The 16731-nt window shown below is 56.0% G+C and carries 16 protein-coding genes; 11 read left to right on the top strand and 5 right to left on the bottom strand.

Going from position 1 to position 16731, the window contains the following annotated elements; genetic code table 11:
* Positions 1-10: 10 nt before the first annotated feature.
* Positions 11-688: an ester cyclase gene (locus ACR0AZ_RS18045; RefSeq protein ID WP_480668013.1), complete on the bottom strand. Its 678-nt coding sequence runs from the start codon at positions 686-688 to the stop codon at positions 11-13.
* A gap of 162 nt (positions 689-850) precedes the next feature.
* Between ACR0AZ_RS18045 and ACR0AZ_RS18040 the strand changes: the two genes are divergently transcribed.
* Positions 851-2047 carry a nuclear transport factor 2 family protein gene (locus ACR0AZ_RS18040; protein WP_480471988.1) on the top strand — a complete coding sequence of 399 codons (1197 nt, stop codon included), beginning with the start codon at positions 851-853 and terminating at the stop codon, positions 2045-2047.
* Between the two features lie 59 nt (positions 2048-2106).
* Here the strand turns inward: ACR0AZ_RS18040 and ACR0AZ_RS18035 are convergent, their stop codons facing one another.
* The 4 genes from ACR0AZ_RS18035 to ACR0AZ_RS18020 all read right to left on the bottom strand — a co-directional run bounded on the left by ACR0AZ_RS18035 (position 2107) and on the right by ACR0AZ_RS18020 (position 6397).
* Positions 2107-3099 carry a nuclear transport factor 2 family protein gene (locus ACR0AZ_RS18035; protein ID WP_480668012.1) on the bottom strand — a complete coding sequence of 331 codons (993 nt, stop codon included), beginning with the start codon at positions 3097-3099 and terminating at the stop codon, positions 2107-2109.
* A 78-nt stretch (positions 3100-3177) separates the two neighbouring features.
* A complete protein-coding gene (locus tag ACR0AZ_RS18030) occupies positions 3178-4062 on the bottom strand; it encodes a carbohydrate ABC transporter permease (protein ID WP_480471990.1) in 885 nt (294 codons plus the stop codon).
* A 2-nt stretch (positions 4063-4064) separates the two neighbouring features.
* Entirely contained in the window at positions 4065-5096 is a 1032-nt protein-coding gene (locus ACR0AZ_RS18025; protein WP_480471991.1) for a carbohydrate ABC transporter permease, read from the bottom strand.
* Positions 5097-5167: 71 nt separating this feature from the next.
* Complete coding sequence (locus tag ACR0AZ_RS18020; protein WP_480668011.1) at positions 5168-6397, bottom strand: ABC transporter substrate-binding protein; 1230 nt, start codon at positions 6395-6397, stop codon at positions 5168-5170.
* A gap of 285 nt (positions 6398-6682) precedes the next feature.
* Here ACR0AZ_RS18020 and ACR0AZ_RS18015 point away from each other — a divergent pair, with 285 nt between their 5' ends.
* The 10 genes from ACR0AZ_RS18015 to ACR0AZ_RS17970 all read left to right on the top strand — a co-directional run bounded on the left by ACR0AZ_RS18015 (position 6683) and on the right by ACR0AZ_RS17970 (position 16731).
* Positions 6683-7729, top strand: a complete 1047-nt coding sequence (locus ACR0AZ_RS18015; RefSeq protein WP_480471993.1) for an ABC transporter ATP-binding protein — start codon at positions 6683-6685, stop codon at positions 7727-7729.
* A gap of 69 nt (positions 7730-7798) precedes the next feature.
* Positions 7799-8335, top strand: coding sequence for an ester cyclase (locus ACR0AZ_RS18010; RefSeq protein ID WP_480471994.1), 537 nt, complete (start codon positions 7799-7801; stop codon positions 8333-8335).
* The gene (locus ACR0AZ_RS18005) at positions 8335-9282 is read left to right on the top strand and encodes an ester cyclase (protein ID WP_480471995.1); all 948 of its coding nucleotides are present in this window, start codon (positions 8335-8337) and stop codon (positions 9280-9282) included. Before ACR0AZ_RS18010 ends, ACR0AZ_RS18005 begins: the two co-directional genes overlap by 1 nt.
* A gap of 9 nt (positions 9283-9291) precedes the next feature.
* Entirely contained in the window at positions 9292-10620 is a 1329-nt protein-coding gene (hisD, locus tag ACR0AZ_RS18000) for a histidinol dehydrogenase (protein WP_480668010.1), read from the top strand.
* Positions 10621-10623: 3 nt separating this feature from the next.
* Complete coding sequence (locus ACR0AZ_RS17995; protein WP_480668009.1) at positions 10624-11673, top strand: ester cyclase; 1050 nt, start codon at positions 10624-10626, stop codon at positions 11671-11673.
* Complete coding sequence (locus ACR0AZ_RS17990; RefSeq protein WP_480668008.1) at positions 11673-12437, top strand: SDR family NAD(P)-dependent oxidoreductase; 765 nt, start codon at positions 11673-11675, stop codon at positions 12435-12437. The genes ACR0AZ_RS17995 and ACR0AZ_RS17990 overlap by 1 nt, the downstream gene beginning before the upstream one ends.
* Positions 12434-13450, top strand: coding sequence for a LacI family DNA-binding transcriptional regulator (locus ACR0AZ_RS17985; RefSeq protein WP_480472896.1), 1017 nt, complete (start codon positions 12434-12436; stop codon positions 13448-13450). The genes ACR0AZ_RS17990 and ACR0AZ_RS17985 overlap by 4 nt, the downstream gene beginning before the upstream one ends.
* Positions 13447-14418, top strand: coding sequence for a nuclear transport factor 2 family protein (locus ACR0AZ_RS17980; RefSeq protein WP_480668007.1), 972 nt, complete (start codon positions 13447-13449; stop codon positions 14416-14418). The genes ACR0AZ_RS17985 and ACR0AZ_RS17980 overlap by 4 nt, the downstream gene beginning before the upstream one ends.
* A 151-nt stretch (positions 14419-14569) precedes the next feature.
* Positions 14570-15532, top strand: coding sequence for a cupin domain-containing protein (locus tag ACR0AZ_RS17975; RefSeq protein ID WP_480472000.1), 963 nt, complete (start codon positions 14570-14572; stop codon positions 15530-15532).
* A gap of 77 nt (positions 15533-15609) precedes the next feature.
* Positions 15610-16731 carry a cobalamin-independent methionine synthase II family protein gene (locus tag ACR0AZ_RS17970; RefSeq protein ID WP_480472001.1) on the top strand — a complete coding sequence of 374 codons (1122 nt, stop codon included), beginning with the start codon at positions 15610-15612 and terminating at the stop codon, positions 16729-16731.

Below are 16731 nucleotides of genomic sequence, written 5' to 3'. Positions count from 1 at the left end.
CTTCATGGGTTTATGAAGCCCCGATACCCGCGGGCCCCCACCACAACATGTCATCGGCCCAATCCTTTTTCAGGTCTTCGATGGTTGTATGTACGCCGGATGAAATGAGCGTATCTAGCATGCGGTAGAGTATATCCAGGGACGCTTCACCTTGTTCCGGAGGACAAGGTCCGAACAAGAGGCCATCCTGCGTTTGAGGACCCGGAGTAATCGTATACACGCCTGTAGGCTGAGGGATGACCTTGCTGCCTGCCTGTATCATCATTCCGAACACATCGATGTGTAGAGATGATTCAGCGATCTTACCGTTTTCAATGCGGAAAAACTCATAATACCGCAGAAAGGCCATCTTGTGGGTTGGCTCCAACCCTAGCCAAGGCTGTTGAAACTGCCCCAATAGATGACCCATCGAGCACACCCAAAGTGTCTGATAATCATCGAGCCGGTTCCTGCCTGCGAAAAAGATGTTCTCGCGCCTTTGAACCGGAGCGAAGGCGGATTTGAACGGGACCCAAAACTCGGTCGCGAAGCTTTCGACGCCACCCATATCGTTGAAGGGATAGCTGCACTGGCAATTGAAGTTTGCACCGGTGTATTTGGTCATTGCGGCGGACACGTTCTGCGCATCGGCCGCATCAAGATCCCGATAGAAGTCTCGCACCAGTTGTTTTGCGCTTTGCAGTTCCATAGCGTCTGCCACCACGATTTGAAATCGTATGCGATACTATATGCATGATACTCGCCTAACAACTATGGAAACTAAATATTCTCCTAATTTAACTGTATTTATATGCATCTTGCCTTGATATTATCTAGCATACGTATGCGGTTTAACGATTCGAGGCTTGCAATGACTAAGGAAGCTGAAGCTGCTGGAAAGCCCGTTGCTGCACGCCAGATCAAAAGCGATAGCAACAGCCAGACAAGCACACATATCCGGTTTCGCCCGCTTGGCGATGCGCATATGCCATCAGATTTTTCAATCTCTCTCGAAAATTATCGACGTGGTGGCACACGGGAATTTCTGGACAAAGAACCCGATCACGTGACCACCCAATCCATGCGGGGTTTCGAGCCGCGTTTCAAAAACATCGTCGACTATATTGTCCGCATCACCCACCAGATCTGGGAGGAAAAGGACATTGGCTATATCTACGACACCTATAGCCATGACTGCCGCGTGTGGGATGATGTCGGACTACAATATGGTCGCGACAAGATTGTTGCAGATACGGTTCACACCAACAATGCCATCCCCGACGTTCGTCTAGTCGCGGACGAGGTCATCTGGGCCGGCAACGATGACGTCAGCTTTCACACGTCTCACCGGACTATGATCCTCGGAACCAATACTGGGTATTCACGGTTTGGCCCTCCGACCGATCGCCCGCTGCGCCTGCTATGTATCGCGAATTGTGTAGCCCGTGACAACGAGATCTATGACGAGCATGTCGCTTATGATACCGCCGCATTGATCCAGCAAATGGGCCTTGATGTCGGAGAAACCGCGCGCTGCATAGCCTCGCAACGCGCGCAGGGCCCATTTGCCCCAAACTATGCTGCAAGCGATACAAACCGCATGGACGGCCAAGGCTTTCCAAAGCGACCCGCGATCCCGGATGTCATCGACGGCAACGTACGTGAATTCACACACGCCGCATTCGAGAGCATCTGGAATCGCCGTGATTTCAGTGCAATGGACCGGGTCTATGCGCCAGACATCGTGCTCGAAGGTTCGACCAGTCGGGTCTACCGAGGCGTTGGCCAATTGCGCTCTCATATAATGTCGATGATTGCGATGTTCCCGAACATCCGGATCTCTGTCGATGACATCTATTGGATGGGCAACGCAGAAGACGGGTATTTGGTCTCGGTGCGCTGGGGCGGTGTTGGCGCCCATCGTGGCAATGGGCCATATGGCGAACCGACCGGGAAAGAAGCGCATATCTGGGGCATCACCCAGTGGCAGATCAAAGACAACAAAGTCCTGAAAGAATGGACTGTTTTCAATGAGTTTGGAATTCTGATGCAAATCTTGGGCGAATAGAGAAGCCCAAGAACAAACCTATGACAACGCACCCCTGAACGGGGTGCGTTTTAATTTGGCTATCCGCGCATATAAGGAAGGCGCGCAAGGACATCCAAACCCTGTTGCTTCCAGAAGTGCAGCAGGTCGATGAAGATCCAGTTCTCGGTCAGTTTGTCACCCGATCTGCGGTACATGTCTATGACGCGCATATCGGCTGGCTTGCCGGTGGCCGGCATACCCATGAAGCCGCCCGAAGGGGTCAATGTCAGGTTCGGCCAGCCGAAAAACCCGCCAAAACTTCCTTCGGCTATGCGCGCAACGTGGCCGTTGAAAATGCGATCCGTAAACCCTTCGCGAAAAGGACCCGCATGCTGTTTGGCGTAGCGCTCGATCGTATAAGTTGCACCGATGCCTGACGGACCCCACCAAATCATGTCGTCGTTCCAGCTGCGCGGCAATTCGGTCAGCAACCCCTCTTCCTCCCGACCCTTCCAATCGCGGATATCATTGATCATGAACTCGATGGCCTGCAGGGTTTTCTCGCCTTCGGCAGGGTCCTGCTCGTCAAACATCACTCCGTCATGAGTCATCGGGCCGGGCTGAACCAGCTGCGCTCCAGTCTGAGGCGGGAATGGGTTGAGGCCCGCCTGCATCATTAGATGCGGGATATCGAAGAACATCGCGGTATCGGTGATTTTGTCCCCTTCGACGCGAATGAACTCGGCATAGCGCAGCATGACAATCTTGTTTGTCGGCGGAATGTCCAGCCATGGCTGATCGAAAAGCCCCATGAGATGACCCATGGAAGCGACCCAGATACCACCATCTTCAAGCCCGTTTTCGCCCGCCATGAACAAATCAAGCCGACGTTGCATACGCGTGACCGCCGTTTTCAACGGCACCCAAAAGGTCGCGGCAACGTCCTCCGGGTTGTGGATTTCATTGAACGGGTGATACCCACGCCAGAGCGCATCCGGCGCACAATAAGTCCTGACCGCTTCAACCGGATCCTGGTCAATTGCGGCATAGTAGTTGCGCACAAGCGCTTTGGCGGATTGCAGAGTAGTCATGTGTCACGCGTATCTTTCGCTCGTTCGAGAACACAAAAAAAGATCCGGCCAGATTGGCCGGATCTGCATCAGTCGAATTCAGCCTTTTACCGCACCGGCCGTGAGGCCACTGACGATCTGCCGCTGGAAGAACAGAACAAGGAAGAACAATGGGATCAGCGCGCTGACCGCTGCAGCGACAGCGAACATCACGTCCCCGGTTTCGCGCACCGTTCCAAGGAAACTCGCAATTTTTGGAACCATGGTCTGGTTTTCAGAACTCAACAGAACCGCGCCAATTGCAAAATCATTGTAAGCCAGCAGGAAGCTGAACAAACCCGTGGTAATCACACCCGGCCACATCACTGGGATGATGACATGCCGAAACGCCTGAAACCGCGTGCAACCATCCACCATGGCACTTTCGTCCATGTCCTTGGGGATGTTCAAAAAGAACGAATGCAGCATCCAGAGCGTAAACGGCTGGTTGATCGCCACCAGAACGATAACCGTTGTCCCCAGCTTACCCCAGACGTTCCACTCAAAGAACGGCAGCAGGTAGCCCGAAACTAGCGTGATATGAGGCATGGCCCGGAAAACCAGCGCCGCCATCAGCAGCCAAAACGCGTATCTGAAACCTGAGCGTGCAAGGGCATAGCCCCCCAAGGTGCCAAAGGTCAGCGAAATGATGACCGTGAAGAATACGACAATCGCCGTGTTGATCGAGTTGCGCCAGAACTCCTGCTCAACCCATGCGCCAAGATACCCGCCACCCGTAAACGCGCTGCCGGTTTCAGCCGTGGTCATCACACCGTAGACGGCGTTGGTCCAGTCAGCTTTGGAAAAGAAATCGGCCTGAACTTTAAACGACCCCCAAACAGTCCAAAGGAAAGGCCCAGCAGCAATGAGAATCCACAGAACCACGAAGCTGCTGGTGAACCAGATCAATCCTTTGGAACGTCTGTCAGCGACTGATGTTGACATGATCAGGCCCTCTTCCGGTTAAAGTCGCGCCATGTGCGGATCAGCACAGGGGTGAGTAGGATGGAAATACCGATGATTGTCAGCAAAGACGTTGCTCCGGCAGAGCCGAACAGCTGGACGTCGCCACCTCGCAGGTCATTGAAGATGATCCACGACAACGACGTTGCCTTGGCCGAAGCCGAGAACGCGACGATGGGTTCAAACACGCGGAAATTATCCATCAACTGCATCAGGGTGATAAACACCACCAACGGCGCCATATAAGGAATGACCACATATCGGATGGCCTGCCAACGCGAGGCGCCGTCAATCTTAGCCGCCTCAAGCGTTTCTTTCGGAACTGTCTGCAAACCAGCGTAGAAGACGATGAAGCTGAAGGGGGTCGAACTCCAGATCCCGTAGACGATCAGCATAATCCAAGTCAGCGGCGTTGAGGCCTTCAGGGACAGGTTCGGATCGTCGAATATCTTTTGCAAAGTTGCGCCGATAATCCCGTCCGCATCCACCATCCAAAACAGGATAAGTGCGCCAATCAGCGGCGTCACAATCATAGGCAGCAGCGAGACAAAAATGGTCGGCCCCTTCAATAAACGTGGCAGATTGTTCACGGCCAGCGCCACACCTAAACCCAGCACGATCACAAACGGGGTCACGACAGCGGTGTAGGTCAGGGTAAAGATCAGGGCTTTGTAGAAGGGCAAGTTCAGCAACTCGCCCATGAAGTCGCCGATTGTCTCGGTTTCACTCCAGGCTACGCTGACTTCTTCAAACGCCAGATGTTTCCGGTTTGTATAGGTTCCCAAACCGTTAAATCGGCCCAGAGGCGCCTCTGCCTGCAGCGCGGCTGTCGCCTCATTGTCGACCTGCAAAACCGTTTCGCATTTGAACGGTCCACAGTTTTCGACCTCGATCATGATTTGCTCGTGCTCAACGAACAGAGACTGCACCGCCACCGATACGATGGGCAAGGCAATGAAAAAGATCATCGCGGCCAATGATGGCAAGATGAACCAGAAGAAAGTGCGATGTTTCATAACCCGGCACCTATGTCAGCTTCGCGGCTTGGGGGAAGCCGAGGCGGGACGACCCGCCTCGGGCATGGCTCTTACAAATAGCCGGCCTCTTTGGCCGCCGCGATGTAGGCGGCTTCGATGTCTGCCAGAGTCTGCTCGGCGCTTTCATTGCCCTGCAGGAAGTCGGGCAGTTCTTCGTAGAACGCCTGATGCAGCAAGCCCATGTATGGCAGCATCGGGTAAGGATCGGCCCCGCCTGTAGCCGTCGCAGCAACGCCTACTGCAGCCGGGCCAGGCTTGTAGGAATCCATCAGCCAAACTGCGGCATCGTTGTTCTCCTCGACCATCGCGGGTGAGATACCATGCATCATCGCGATAAAGGTCGCTTCGGCATCTTCGTCAGAGATGTTTTTTGAGATCGTAAACCCATCCCACCAAAGCGTGGAGGACGGAGTATCACCGCCTGCAACGGTTGGTGCCCCAGCCAAAACAGTGTTTTCAGCAACACCTTCGGCAGCGCCCTCACCGCCCAGAAGCTCGCCGCCGCTGGATCCCCAAAGCTGGGCAATGGCGAGATCACCAGATTTCCAGATCGGAACAACAGTTGCGGTGTTGTATGTCAGGAAGTCGGGGTTCGACAGCGACACCAGCTCTTTCATCATGTTCAGGGTCGCGACGCCCGCTTCGTTGTTCACTGCTGGCTCTGCTGTGCCAGGCTTGAAGAATTCACCGCCGTGACCAAGATACATGTTCACGAACTCTTCACCCAGGTTCCAGTCGGACATGCTGAGGAAGGCAAACGGGTGCTCCATGATACCCGCATCCTTGATTGCCTTACCGGTTTCGACAACCTCCTCCCAAGTCGTGGGCACGGGTTTGCCGACTTGATCCAGAATATCCTGACGCACGAAGAGGTGCTGCGCGTTAGCCATGAAGGCAATCGCCATGATCTTACCGTCAATGGTGATCAACTGGTTCTTGCTGAGAGCCTGGCCATGTTTGGCAACCAAGTCATCCAGCGGGCGGATCAGGCCTTCGTTGAGAAGCGGAACAATTGACGAGTTCGCAACCACAACCGAGCTGTACTCGGCCGGATTGGCCGTCAGCGCCTGAACATGGAAGTTACGGAAATCCTTGTTGTGGTTTGCCCCGACAATGACACCGCCCGCGCATTCTGCCGCCGTGGACGTGATCGCCTTGAGCGCCGGGAAGTCATTCGCCAAGACATTGACGTTGCCACTGGCGATTTCACACTCTGCATAGGCAGCCGTGGCCATCATGGCCGCGACTGCACCAGCAGCGAAGTTTCTAATCAGATTCATTGTTATAAACCCTCCGGTTGGTTCATGTGCAGGCGCCGACCTGCCAAGTCTTATTGTTTTGACTTCTATTCATCTGTTGTGCATTCGCATTCATCATTATGACAATTTATTCTCATATGACAAGTTAATCCTTTTGAGCGCAGCATAATCATGATTTACTTGAATTTATAACTGATATTGCCGTCAAAGTTTGCGATGAACGCATCGGCATAGAAAACTTACGCTTGCTATTTTTCCGAATCTTTGGCAACAATTTTGAGAACGCATGCAATGCTTGGAGCAGACATGGCCGAGATTCAGCTGAAGAACATTTCAAAGCGGTGGGGGTCATTTATTGGCGTGCACAACTTTGACCTGACAATCGCGGATAAAGAGTTTCTGGTGCTGCTCGGCCCGTCTGGTTGTGGCAAGACGACAACAATGCGCATGATCGCTGGACTGGAAGATGTCACCGAAGGCGAGATCACGATTGACGGTCGAGTTGTGAACGATCTGGACCCGAAGGATCGTGACGTAGCGATGGTGTTCCAGAGCTATGCGCTCTACCCCAATCTGGATGTTTACGAGAATATCCGCTTTCCCCTGAAGGTTCGGAAAACGGACCCAGCGACCCATGACGAGCGCGTCGAACGAGCAGCCGAGATGGTCGAACTCACTGAATTCATGCATCGCCGCCCGGCCGAGTTATCCGGCGGTCAGCGACAGCGGGTCGCCCTGGCACGAGCTATTGTGCGAGAACCGAACGTGTTCCTGATGGATGAACCGCTATCCAATCTCGACGCCAAACTGCGTGTTTCCACACGCCATCAGATCAAGAACCTCAGCCACGAACTGCAGGTCACGACAATTTACGTGACCCATGATCAGATCGAGGCAATGACGCTGGCAGATCGGGTCGTCGTCATGAACAAAGGGGTGGTTCAGCAGGTGGGCACACCCACTGACATCTATGACACGCCAGCAAATACATTCGTAGCCAGCTTCATCGGCAGCCCTGCAATGAATCTGCTTGAAGGCGAAGTGAAGAACGGCGTATTCACCGGCGAAAATGTCCGGATCGAGGGTCTGCAGACCAATCACCAGGGCAAGACGACGCTGGGCTTTCGCGCCGAAGACGCCAACCTCGACCCTGATGGGACATCCGCTGCCCCGCTGTATTCACTAGAGCTGCTTGGCGACGCAACGATTGTGACCCTGAAACTTGGGGGTACGATTGCCTCGGTTCGTGCGGGCAAAGATTACCGGGCCGAGATTGGAACACCAGTGAACGTGAATATTCCCGCATCTGTTTGCCATCTGTTCGATGCCAACTCAGGGGAACGCCTGGACTGAGGCGACCACGGCGCAAGCCGCCACGTGACCAAAAGTGCTTACAGGTCAGCCAGATAGGAGAATGCTGCCATGAAGGGGTCTCGCCCTGAACAAGCCGTGCTCAGCCGCGATACGGACATGAACAAGACCGCGGAAACGCGTGCTGTCATCGAAGGGATGGTAGATGGCCTGAATGATCACCGTATCAGCGACATCGGAGAATTCTTTTCCGAAGGCTTTCGCTGGATGGGCAATACCGGCTGTGGCACCAAAAACGGCTTGAAAGAGTTCCAGGACAATTGGCAGCGCCCGTTTCAGGCAGCGTTTTCGGACAAGATCTGCGTCGATGAAGCCCGCCTCTACATGGGAGAGTGGGCCGCGGCCTTTGGCCGTCAAGAAGCAACTCATTCCGGTGAATTCATGGGTCTTGCACCGACCGGGAAACGGGTCGAGATCCGGTATATGGATTTCTGGAAAGTCGTGGATGGGAAAATTGTCGACAACTGGGTGATGGTCGATTTTCCGCATGTGCTGGCTCAGCTGGGGCATGATGTGTTCGCCGGAATGGGTTGGGAATCTTACGATCGAGGTGAGGCGACGCCGCCACGGCCCGACGGAGGCGCATGATGGCATCCGTCCTGGAACTGGTAAAAGGCATGGAACAGGCGCTCGGGCGGTCCGAGACCGACATGTCGCCCTGGTTTCACGAAGACTTTGTCTGGGACGGTAATTCCGGGTGCGGCCGCAAATCCGGTCTCCATGAGTTCCAGAAAGGATGGCAGGAGCCCTTCCGCACCGCCTTCGGCAATCGCCAGTTTGACACAACGGTGTGGCTTGAGGATAGCGACTGGGCGGCCTGTATCGGCACCTGCCATGCAACCCATGCCGGTGACTTCATGGGTATCCCGGCGACGGGTCGCCCGCTGCGTATTCCATATGTGGATTTCTGGCAGGTTCGCGACGGGCGCATCGCCTATAACAAAGTGAATGTCGATCTGGCCAGCGTTGCCGCCCAGTTGGGATGGGACGTGTTTGAAGGCAAGGGCTGGGATCGGCTTGACCCGCCTGTCGCACGCCTGTGGCGGGGAAAGCAGGGCCAGGGCGCTTCTGCACGCCCGCTTGATGTTGTTCAGGCGATGGAAGCGGCCTTACAACGTTCTGACGTCGATGTCTCGGAATTCTTCCATGAGGATTTCGTTTGGGATGCCAACTACGGCTGCGGCCTGAAACACGGCCTCGAAGAGTTTGAAAGCGGTTGGTATTCGCCGTTCCGCGAGTTTTTTGGGAACCGGGATTTCGTGACCCCTCATTTCATGCAAGACGGCGACTGGGCCGCTTGTTTTGGGGCCTGCCATGCCACGCTTGAACGTGACTTCATGGGCATCAAGGCCACCGGGCAGAAAATCCGCGTCCCTTACATCGACTTCTGGCGCATCGAAGGGTCCAGAATCGCCGAGAACATTGTGCGGGTCGATTTTGCCAGCATCGTCGAACAACTAGGGGGCGATGTGTTCCGTGGCAGAGGCTGGGGTTTCGAAGCACCCGTTGAATATAGCGCACATCCTACGGCCTAGGAGGCTGATATGACAATCGAACACCTAAAAACCAGCAAACCCGCAGAAGCGCGCGCCGAAGATGACGCCAAGGTGCGCAAAGTTGTCGAAGGGACGCTGTCCGACATTGAAAATCGCGGTGACACAGCCGTCCGGGAGCTGAGCGAAAAGTTCGATGGATACAGCCCGGTATCGTTTCGCCTGAATGCCTCCGAGATCGAGGCGGCAATGCAGAAGGTCTCGACCCGGGATATGGAGGACATCAAGTTCGCCCAGACCCAGATCCGCCGCTTTGCCGAGGCGCAGCGGGCCTCGATGACGGATATCGAGGTCGAGACCCTGCCGGGCGTCATTCTGGGCCATCGCAACATCCCGGTGCAGTCAGTTGGCTGCTATGTCCCTGGCGGTAAATTCCCGATGGTTGCTTCAGCCCATATGTCCGTGCTGACCGCGCAGGTGGCGGGTGTGCCACGCATCATCGCCTCGGCCCCTCCGGTCGATGGCGCGCCACACCCCGCGATTGTCGCCGCAATGCATATGGGCGGTGCGCATGAGATTTACGTGCTAGGCGGAATTCAGGCCGTAGGCGCAATGGCGATCGGGACTGAAACCATTGATCCGGTTCACATGATCGTCGGTCCAGGCAACGCCTTTGTTGCTGAAGCCAAACGGCAATTGTTTGGCCGCGTTGGCATCGACTTGTTCGCGGGTCCGACCGAAACCATGGTGATCGCAGATGAGACGGTCGACGCCGAGATGTGCGCCACCGATCTGCTGGGTCAGGCGGAACACGGGTACAACTCACCCGCCTGCCTGATTACCAATTCGCGCAGCCTAGCCGTGGACACCTTGTCCGAGATTGACCGGCTTTTGAAAATCCTTCCAACGCGCGAAACCGCGTCGGCTTCGTGGGAAGATTATGGCGACATAATCCTGTGCGATACGCATGAGGAAATGCTGCAGGTCGCCAATGACATGGCTTATGAACACGTTCAGATCATGACTGATCGCGACGACTGGTATCTGGACAACATGCACTCTTACGGGGCGTTGTTCCTCGGCCCCCGCACGAACGTCGCCAATGGCGATAAGGTGATTGGCACCAACCACACGTTACCCACGAAGAAGGCGGGCCGTTATACGGGTGGGCTATGGGTCGGTAAATTCTTGAAAACGCACAGCTATCAGAAGGTAGCCACTGATGAGGCCGCAGCGCTGATCGGCGAATATGGCTCACGCCTGTGTATGCTGGAAGGTTTTGTCGGGCACGCAGAACAGTGCAACATTCGCGTGCGCCGCTACGGAGGTCGCAACGTGCCTTATGGCGCGCCCGTTGTTCCGGTTGAAGCTGCGGAGTAATCCATGTCCATCCACATGACGAACCGCGAATTTCTGGCACCGATGCGGATGGCGTTATACGACTGGGACGACGCGGCCATTCGGCGCGCGTTGGACACGCTCTGTTCTCCGGATGCGGTGTTCCATTGCTGTCATCCTTTCGGCGATCAGATCGGACCGGCAGCGTTTTTCGACAACGTTCTGACCCCGTTGCGACACGCATGGCCTGACGCCGAAAGGCGCGAATGGCTGATCATGGCTGGCGAAGATGAGCACGGCAACAACTGGGTCGGCTGCGGCGGGCACTACGTTGGCACCTTTGTGGGTCCATTGCTGGATATCCCGCCTTCGGGTCACTTGGTTCATATGCGGTTTCACGAGTATTACTGCATCGTGGACGGCAAAATCACCGAGATGCAGATGATCTGGGACTTGCCCGAGGTGATGATGCAGGTCGGTGCCTGGCCGATGGTTCCATCGCTTGGGGCCGAGATCTTTATTCCCGGCCCCGCAACGAGTGATGGCCTGTCTCACGGACCGCATGCTGAAGCTGACAGCAAAGCCAGCCGCGACCTGATCGTGGATATGCTGGACCACATGAAACGGCATCCGTCGCAGGGCGGGCCCGAAGTGATGGAGATGTCGCGATTCTGGCATGAGAACATGAATTGGTACGGCCCGGCCGGAATCGGTACCTGCCGGGGCATTCTAGGGTTCCGCAACTGGCACCAGATCCCCTTCCTTTCCGGCATGCCGGATCGCGGGCAGTATCTGGACGAGATCACCTATCACTTCTTTGGCGACGGTCCCTACGTCGCTGTCACGGGATGGCCCGACATGGTGCAAACAGTCACACATGACGGGTGGTTGGGCATCGCACCATCTGGCAAGAAAATCACCATGCGCAGCCTCGACTTCTGGCGGATCGCCGATGGGCGCATTCGCGAGAACTGGGTCATGGTCGATATACTGGACGCTTATCGGCAATTGGGGGTGGACGTCTTCCGACGTTTGCGCGAGTTCAATAAGGCCCGTGTCCCGGGCCGCGTGCCCTTCCCAGTTGGAGATATCTGATGAACTTGCCCCCTGCACCGTCCTTTCGCCTAGATGGCAAACGCGCCCTTGTGGCCGGAGCCTCCTCGGGCATCGGACTGGCCTGCGCCACCGCATTGGCCAGCCATGGGGCAGAGGTAACACTGGCTGCGCGGCGCGAAGACAAATTGACCGATCTTGCCGACGCTTTCGCAGCAAAGGGCTGGAATGCAAACACACTTGCCTTGGACGTAGCTGACATCGCTGCAACCGAGGCTGCTGTGGGCACTAACGGTCCGTTTGACATCCTGATCAACTCAGCAGGTATGGCCCGGCACAGCCCGGCGCTGGAAACCTCCGAGGCTGATTTTGATACGGTCAGCGATCTGAATTTCAAAGGGGCCTACTTTCTGACCCGCGCGGTGGCGCGCGACCTGATCGCGGCGAAAAAATCCGGTAGCCTGATCAACATCACCAGCCAGATGGGCCAGGTTGGCGGCATTGATCGCGCGGTCTATTGCGGTACCAAACACGCGGTCGAAGGATTTACCAAAGCTATGGCCATCGAATGGGGGCCACTGGGCATCCGCGTAAACACGCTCGCACCAACCTTCATCCGCACGCCTTTGGGGGAACAAACACTGGCCATTCCTGAAAGACGGGCCTGGATCGAGGAAAAAATCAAGCTTGGCCGCGTGGGCGAGCTCAGTGACATCACCGGTGCTGCCCTCTACCTGGCGTCGGATGCCTCAAGCCTTGTCACCGGCACTTCCTTGTTGATCGATGGCGGATGGACGGCAGACTGATGGCAGAGAAAGTTACATCCTTCGACGTTGCCCGCCTTGCGGGTGTCAGCCAATCAGCGGTAAGCCGAGTGTTCACCCCCGGTGCTTCAGCATCAGCCGCAACGCGCAAGAAAGTCAAAAGAGCCGCCGAAGAACTTGGGTATCGACCCAATACGCTGGCGCGAGCAATGATCACCGGAAAAAGCCGGATCATCGGCGTGGTTGTGGCCTATCTTGAGAACCAGTTCTATCCAATGGCACTGGAATACCTCGATCGAGCGCTGAAGGAGCGCGGCTATCATATCCTGCTGTTCATGGCCAAGAATGACGAAAGCGTACCCAAGATCGTCGAGGATCTGCTGTCTTTTCAGGTCGACGGCATCATCACAGCCTCGGTCGACATGTCCAACGATATCGCCAAGCGTTGCGACGACGCAGGTATCCCTGTGGTCATGTTCAATCGGGGCCAGGTTTCCGGTAATCTGGCACAGGTCACATCAGACAACATACAGGGCGGGCGCACTGTCGCGCATTTCCTGGCGGGCGGTGGCCATAAGAAGATTGCGCACATCTCAGGCTGGCAGGAGTCCTCGACAGGTGTGGATCGCATGCGGGGGTTTGTGGACGGACTGAAAGAGCACGGCCTTGAACCATTCGCAATCGAAGACGGCAAGTACAATCAGGAAACCGCCTCGACCATCGCGCGCAAGCTGTGCAGCGCTTCGGATCGGCCCGACGCGATATTTGTCGGCAATGACCACATGGCGTTTGCCGTTATGGATACTGTTCGGTTCGAACTTGGCCTGTCTGTTCCTGGTGACATTAGCGTCGTCGGCTACGACGACGTGCCTATGGCCGCCTGGCCGGCCTACGACTTGACGACCATCAGGCAACCAATCAACCAAATGGTTTCTGCCACAGTCGATGTTCTTCTGTCGCGCATCGAGGATGGCACCGCATCTGAGACCATTCAAATACCCGGCCCGCTGAAAATGCGCGGTTCGGCCCGAAAACCAAAGGGCTTTACCCCATGACCTATGCGAACAAATGGAAAGACTTTCCGGACTACATTCTCGGGATCACGAAAGAGATCTGGGAAGATCGCGGAACTGAGACGTTAAACCGCTATTATGCGCCTGAGATCCCGGTGCGCACCCCGATGGGTATCAGCCATGGCAATCAGACTGTGATCGCATCAACGATGGCGACCTGCCATGAATTCCCGGATCGCCAGCTATACGGTGAAGATGTAATCTGGTCCCACTCGGATGAACACGGTCACTTGTCCTCTCACCGGCTTCTAACAACTGCGACCCATCTGCAGGATGGTCAGTTCGGGAAAGCCAGCGGCAAGAAGTGGGTGGTCCGGGTGATCGCGGATTGCGCAGCAAAAGGCGAAACGATCTATGACGAGTGGTTGGTGCGCGATTATGGCGGACTTGTACGCCAACTAGGTCTGGAGCCCGAGGATTATACACGCGACCTGATCGCCTCAGAAGGCGGTCCGGAAAAGGCGAGCTGCCCCTTTTCGCCTGAGATTGATGTGGACGGTGGCTATCACGGGACCGGCAACAACAACGAATGGGGCGCACGCTATGCCGAGACGCTGACGCGCATCATGGACAAGGATTTCAACCATATTCTTGCTGATTATGATCGCGCCGTGATCGGTGAGTACGCTGGTTCAAAACAAGCCATTGGACGCGAAGCGGTCAGCGAGTTCTGGATTGGTCTGCGGTCCTCGTTCCCGAATGCGACGTTCAAAATCCACCATCAGATCGGCATGGACGGCGATATGATGCCGCCAAGAGCTTCGGTGCGCTGGTCTTTGGACGGCACCCACGATGGTTGGGGCGCTTTCGGTCGGCCAACCGGGGTCAAAGTACACGTGATGGGCATGTCCCATGCAGAATACGGCCCATGGGGCCTGCGTCGGGAATTCAGCCTCTATGACGAAGTTGCAATCTGGAAACAGATCCTACTGCAAACTGGAGATGTCTGATTGATCCAGGCGGGTGCATATCTCGATGCCAGCCAAGCCGCGAAGCGCTTTCACGCGCACCGTGCGAGCCTGCGCGCGCGGCGGTTGAACAACCGACCTCCGGGACATGGGGTTTGATCCCACAAACCCCCGAAACCAAGGAGATAGCATCATGAGCACCATCCAAAACCGCATCGTTCGCTATGGCGAGCTTCAGCCCTGTAAAACCGCCTTTATCGACGCCCACACACCCGGATCGGATCAGAAAGAGAACTTCACCATCGTCGGTGGCGGCGTATCGGAAAGCCCCGACCAGCACGTCCACATTACAGACAAGATCGGCTTTAACATTGGCGCAGCGGGGCAGCCCCCGAAATGCCGAAACTCATTGCACAGTCATACCACGGCCGAGGTCTTCTTTGTCGCCAAAGGCCGCTGGCGGTTCTTCTGGGGCCGTTACGGCACAGCGGGCGAGTTCATCGCCGAGGAAGGTGACATTTTCAACATCCCGACCGGTATCTTCCGCGGGTTTGAAAACGTTGGCCAGGACTATGGAATGATTATGTCGATCCTCGGCGGTGACGATGCGGGCGGAGGGGTGACTTGGGCGCCTCAGGTCATCGAAGACGCACAGGCACACGGGCTTATGCTGGGCGATAACGGAGTGCTTTATGACTCGAAGAAGGGTCAGGAACTGCCGCACAACGTACGACCCATGCCGCTGCTGAGCGACGAACAGCTCAAGGAATATCCCGAGGTTCCTGTCGAAGATGTGGTCGGAAAATACGTCGCGCGCTATTGGGACTTGATGGCGCTTGCCGCCGACAAACCCGCTATTGTGATCGGCGAGAATGGGATCATAAGGGACAAACCCGGGTTTGAGGTCGATTTCCTGACCCGCGGCTCCAGCGTGGATACTCTGGTCGAAGCTGTGAAGCCGGTGGTCCTTATGCCTGCCATCGGCCATTGGCGGATCGCTATCAACGATGTGGTGACCACTTTGTCCGGTGGCGACACCGCGCTGGTTCTGCCCGGCGAACGCTACAGCGTGGCACCCTCGATGACAGGCCAGGCGGGTTTGTATCGCATCACCGCAACGGATGATCCAGCGGGCGCGACCTGGATCGGCATTTGACCCACCGGGCGGTGGTCGGAAGAAAGCCGGTCCCGCCCGATGAGACTGCCACAAGGAACAAGACTGAGGAGACGAAGATGACCCGAGTTCTGACAACCCATGTGGGCAGCCTGCCACGCACGCAGGAAGTGGTGGACTTCATCTTTGCCCGCGAACGCGGGGAGTCTTATAACACGCACGCTTTCGATGCTTGTATTACCGCCGCTGTCTCAGAGACGGTCAAACAGCAAAAGGATGCCGGGATCGATATTGTCTCAGACGGTGAGACCTCAAAGATCAGCTATGCGACTTATGTGAAAGATCGTTATACCGGCTTTTCGGGCGATAGCCCCCGCAATGCCCCAGCCGATCTAAAAATGTTCCCGAGTTTTCTGCAGCGGCTGGCCGATGCGGGCGGAACACCTCAATACGCGCGCCCCATGTGCACGGGCGAGGTCCGATCCAAAGGGCAGGATGAACTGCAGAAGGACATCGCCAACCTCAAAAGCGCGATGGCGGAACACGGGATTAAGCGCGGCTTCATGAACGCCGCCAGCCCCGGCGTGATCTCACTATTCCTGCAGAACGATTTCTACAAATCGCGCGAAGCTTATCTGGCCGCACTCGCCAATGCGATGAAAGAGGAATATGAGACCATCGTGGCCGCTGGTCTGGACCTGCAGTTAGATTGTCCGGATCTGGCCCTGTCGCGGCACATGTTGTTCACTGAATTGTCGGATGATGAGTTCATCAAAGTGGCGCAGATGCATGTCGATGCACTGAACCACGCGCTCTCGGATGTGCCGGCTGAAAAGGTGCGCGTGCACATTTGCTGGGGTAACTACGAAGGTCCGCATCTGTGCGATATCCCGATGTCCAAGATGTTTGACACTCTGATGGCGACCAAATCGCGCTATGTTCTGTTTGAAACATCAAATCCGCGCCACGGGCACGAATGGACAGTGTTCCGGGATCGCAAAGCGGATATCCCGGATGACAAGGTGCTGGTGCCCGGGGTCGTCGACACCACGACGAATTTTGTTGAGCATCCGGAACTTGTGGCCCAACGTATCGCCAGATTTACGGACATCGTCGGAGCCGAACGAGTCATCGCAGGTAGTGATTGCGGCTTTGGCACCTTTGCCGGGTTCGGTGCCGTTGATCCTTCCATTGCCTATGCCAAGCTTGCTGCCCTGTCGGAAGGCGCCGCGTCCGTTTAG

It is taken from the genome of Ruegeria sp. BE3, from assembly GCF_056538865.1.
Note: the sequence above shows the minus strand (reverse complement) of the source record. Positions and strands in the feature narration are given on the sequence as shown.

Excerpts from the sequence above, each read along its gene's own strand:
- ACR0AZ_RS18005 (WP_480471995.1), top strand. The coding sequence starts at position 8,335 with ATGGCATCCGTCCTGGAACTGGTAAAAGGCATGGAACAGGCGCTCGGG.
- ACR0AZ_RS17970 (WP_480472001.1), top strand. The coding sequence starts at position 15,610 with ATGACCCGAGTTCTGACAACCCATGTGGGCAGCCTGCCACGCACGCAG.
- ACR0AZ_RS17980 (WP_480668007.1), top strand. The coding sequence starts at position 13,447 with ATGACCTATGCGAACAAATGGAAAGACTTTCCGGACTACATTCTCGGG.
- ACR0AZ_RS17975 (WP_480472000.1), top strand. The coding sequence starts at position 14,570 with ATGAGCACCATCCAAAACCGCATCGTTCGCTATGGCGAGCTTCAGCCC.
- hisD (WP_480668010.1), top strand. The coding sequence starts at position 9,292 with ATGACAATCGAACACCTAAAAACCAGCAAACCCGCAGAAGCGCGCGCC.
- ACR0AZ_RS18010 (WP_480471994.1), top strand. The coding sequence starts at position 7,799 with ATGAAGGGGTCTCGCCCTGAACAAGCCGTGCTCAGCCGCGATACGGAC.
- ACR0AZ_RS18020 (WP_480668011.1), bottom strand. The coding sequence starts at position 6,397 with ATGAATCTGATTAGAAACTTCGCTGCTGGTGCAGTCGCGGCCATGATG.
- ACR0AZ_RS18025 (WP_480471991.1), bottom strand. The coding sequence starts at position 5,096 with ATGAAACATCGCACTTTCTTCTGGTTCATCTTGCCATCATTGGCCGCG.
- ACR0AZ_RS18030 (WP_480471990.1), bottom strand. The coding sequence starts at position 4,062 with ATGTCAACATCAGTCGCTGACAGACGTTCCAAAGGATTGATCTGGTTC.
- ACR0AZ_RS18035 (WP_480668012.1), bottom strand. The coding sequence starts at position 3,099 with ATGACTACTCTGCAATCCGCCAAAGCGCTTGTGCGCAACTACTATGCC.
- ACR0AZ_RS18040 (WP_480471988.1), top strand. The coding sequence starts at position 851 with ATGACTAAGGAAGCTGAAGCTGCTGGAAAGCCCGTTGCTGCACGCCAG.
- ACR0AZ_RS17995 (WP_480668009.1), top strand. The coding sequence starts at position 10,624 with ATGTCCATCCACATGACGAACCGCGAATTTCTGGCACCGATGCGGATG.
- ACR0AZ_RS18045 (WP_480668013.1), bottom strand. The coding sequence starts at position 688 with ATGGAACTGCAAAGCGCAAAACAACTGGTGCGAGACTTCTATCGGGAT.
- ACR0AZ_RS17990 (WP_480668008.1), top strand. The coding sequence starts at position 11,673 with ATGAACTTGCCCCCTGCACCGTCCTTTCGCCTAGATGGCAAACGCGCC.
- ACR0AZ_RS18015 (WP_480471993.1), top strand. The coding sequence starts at position 6,683 with ATGGCCGAGATTCAGCTGAAGAACATTTCAAAGCGGTGGGGGTCATTT.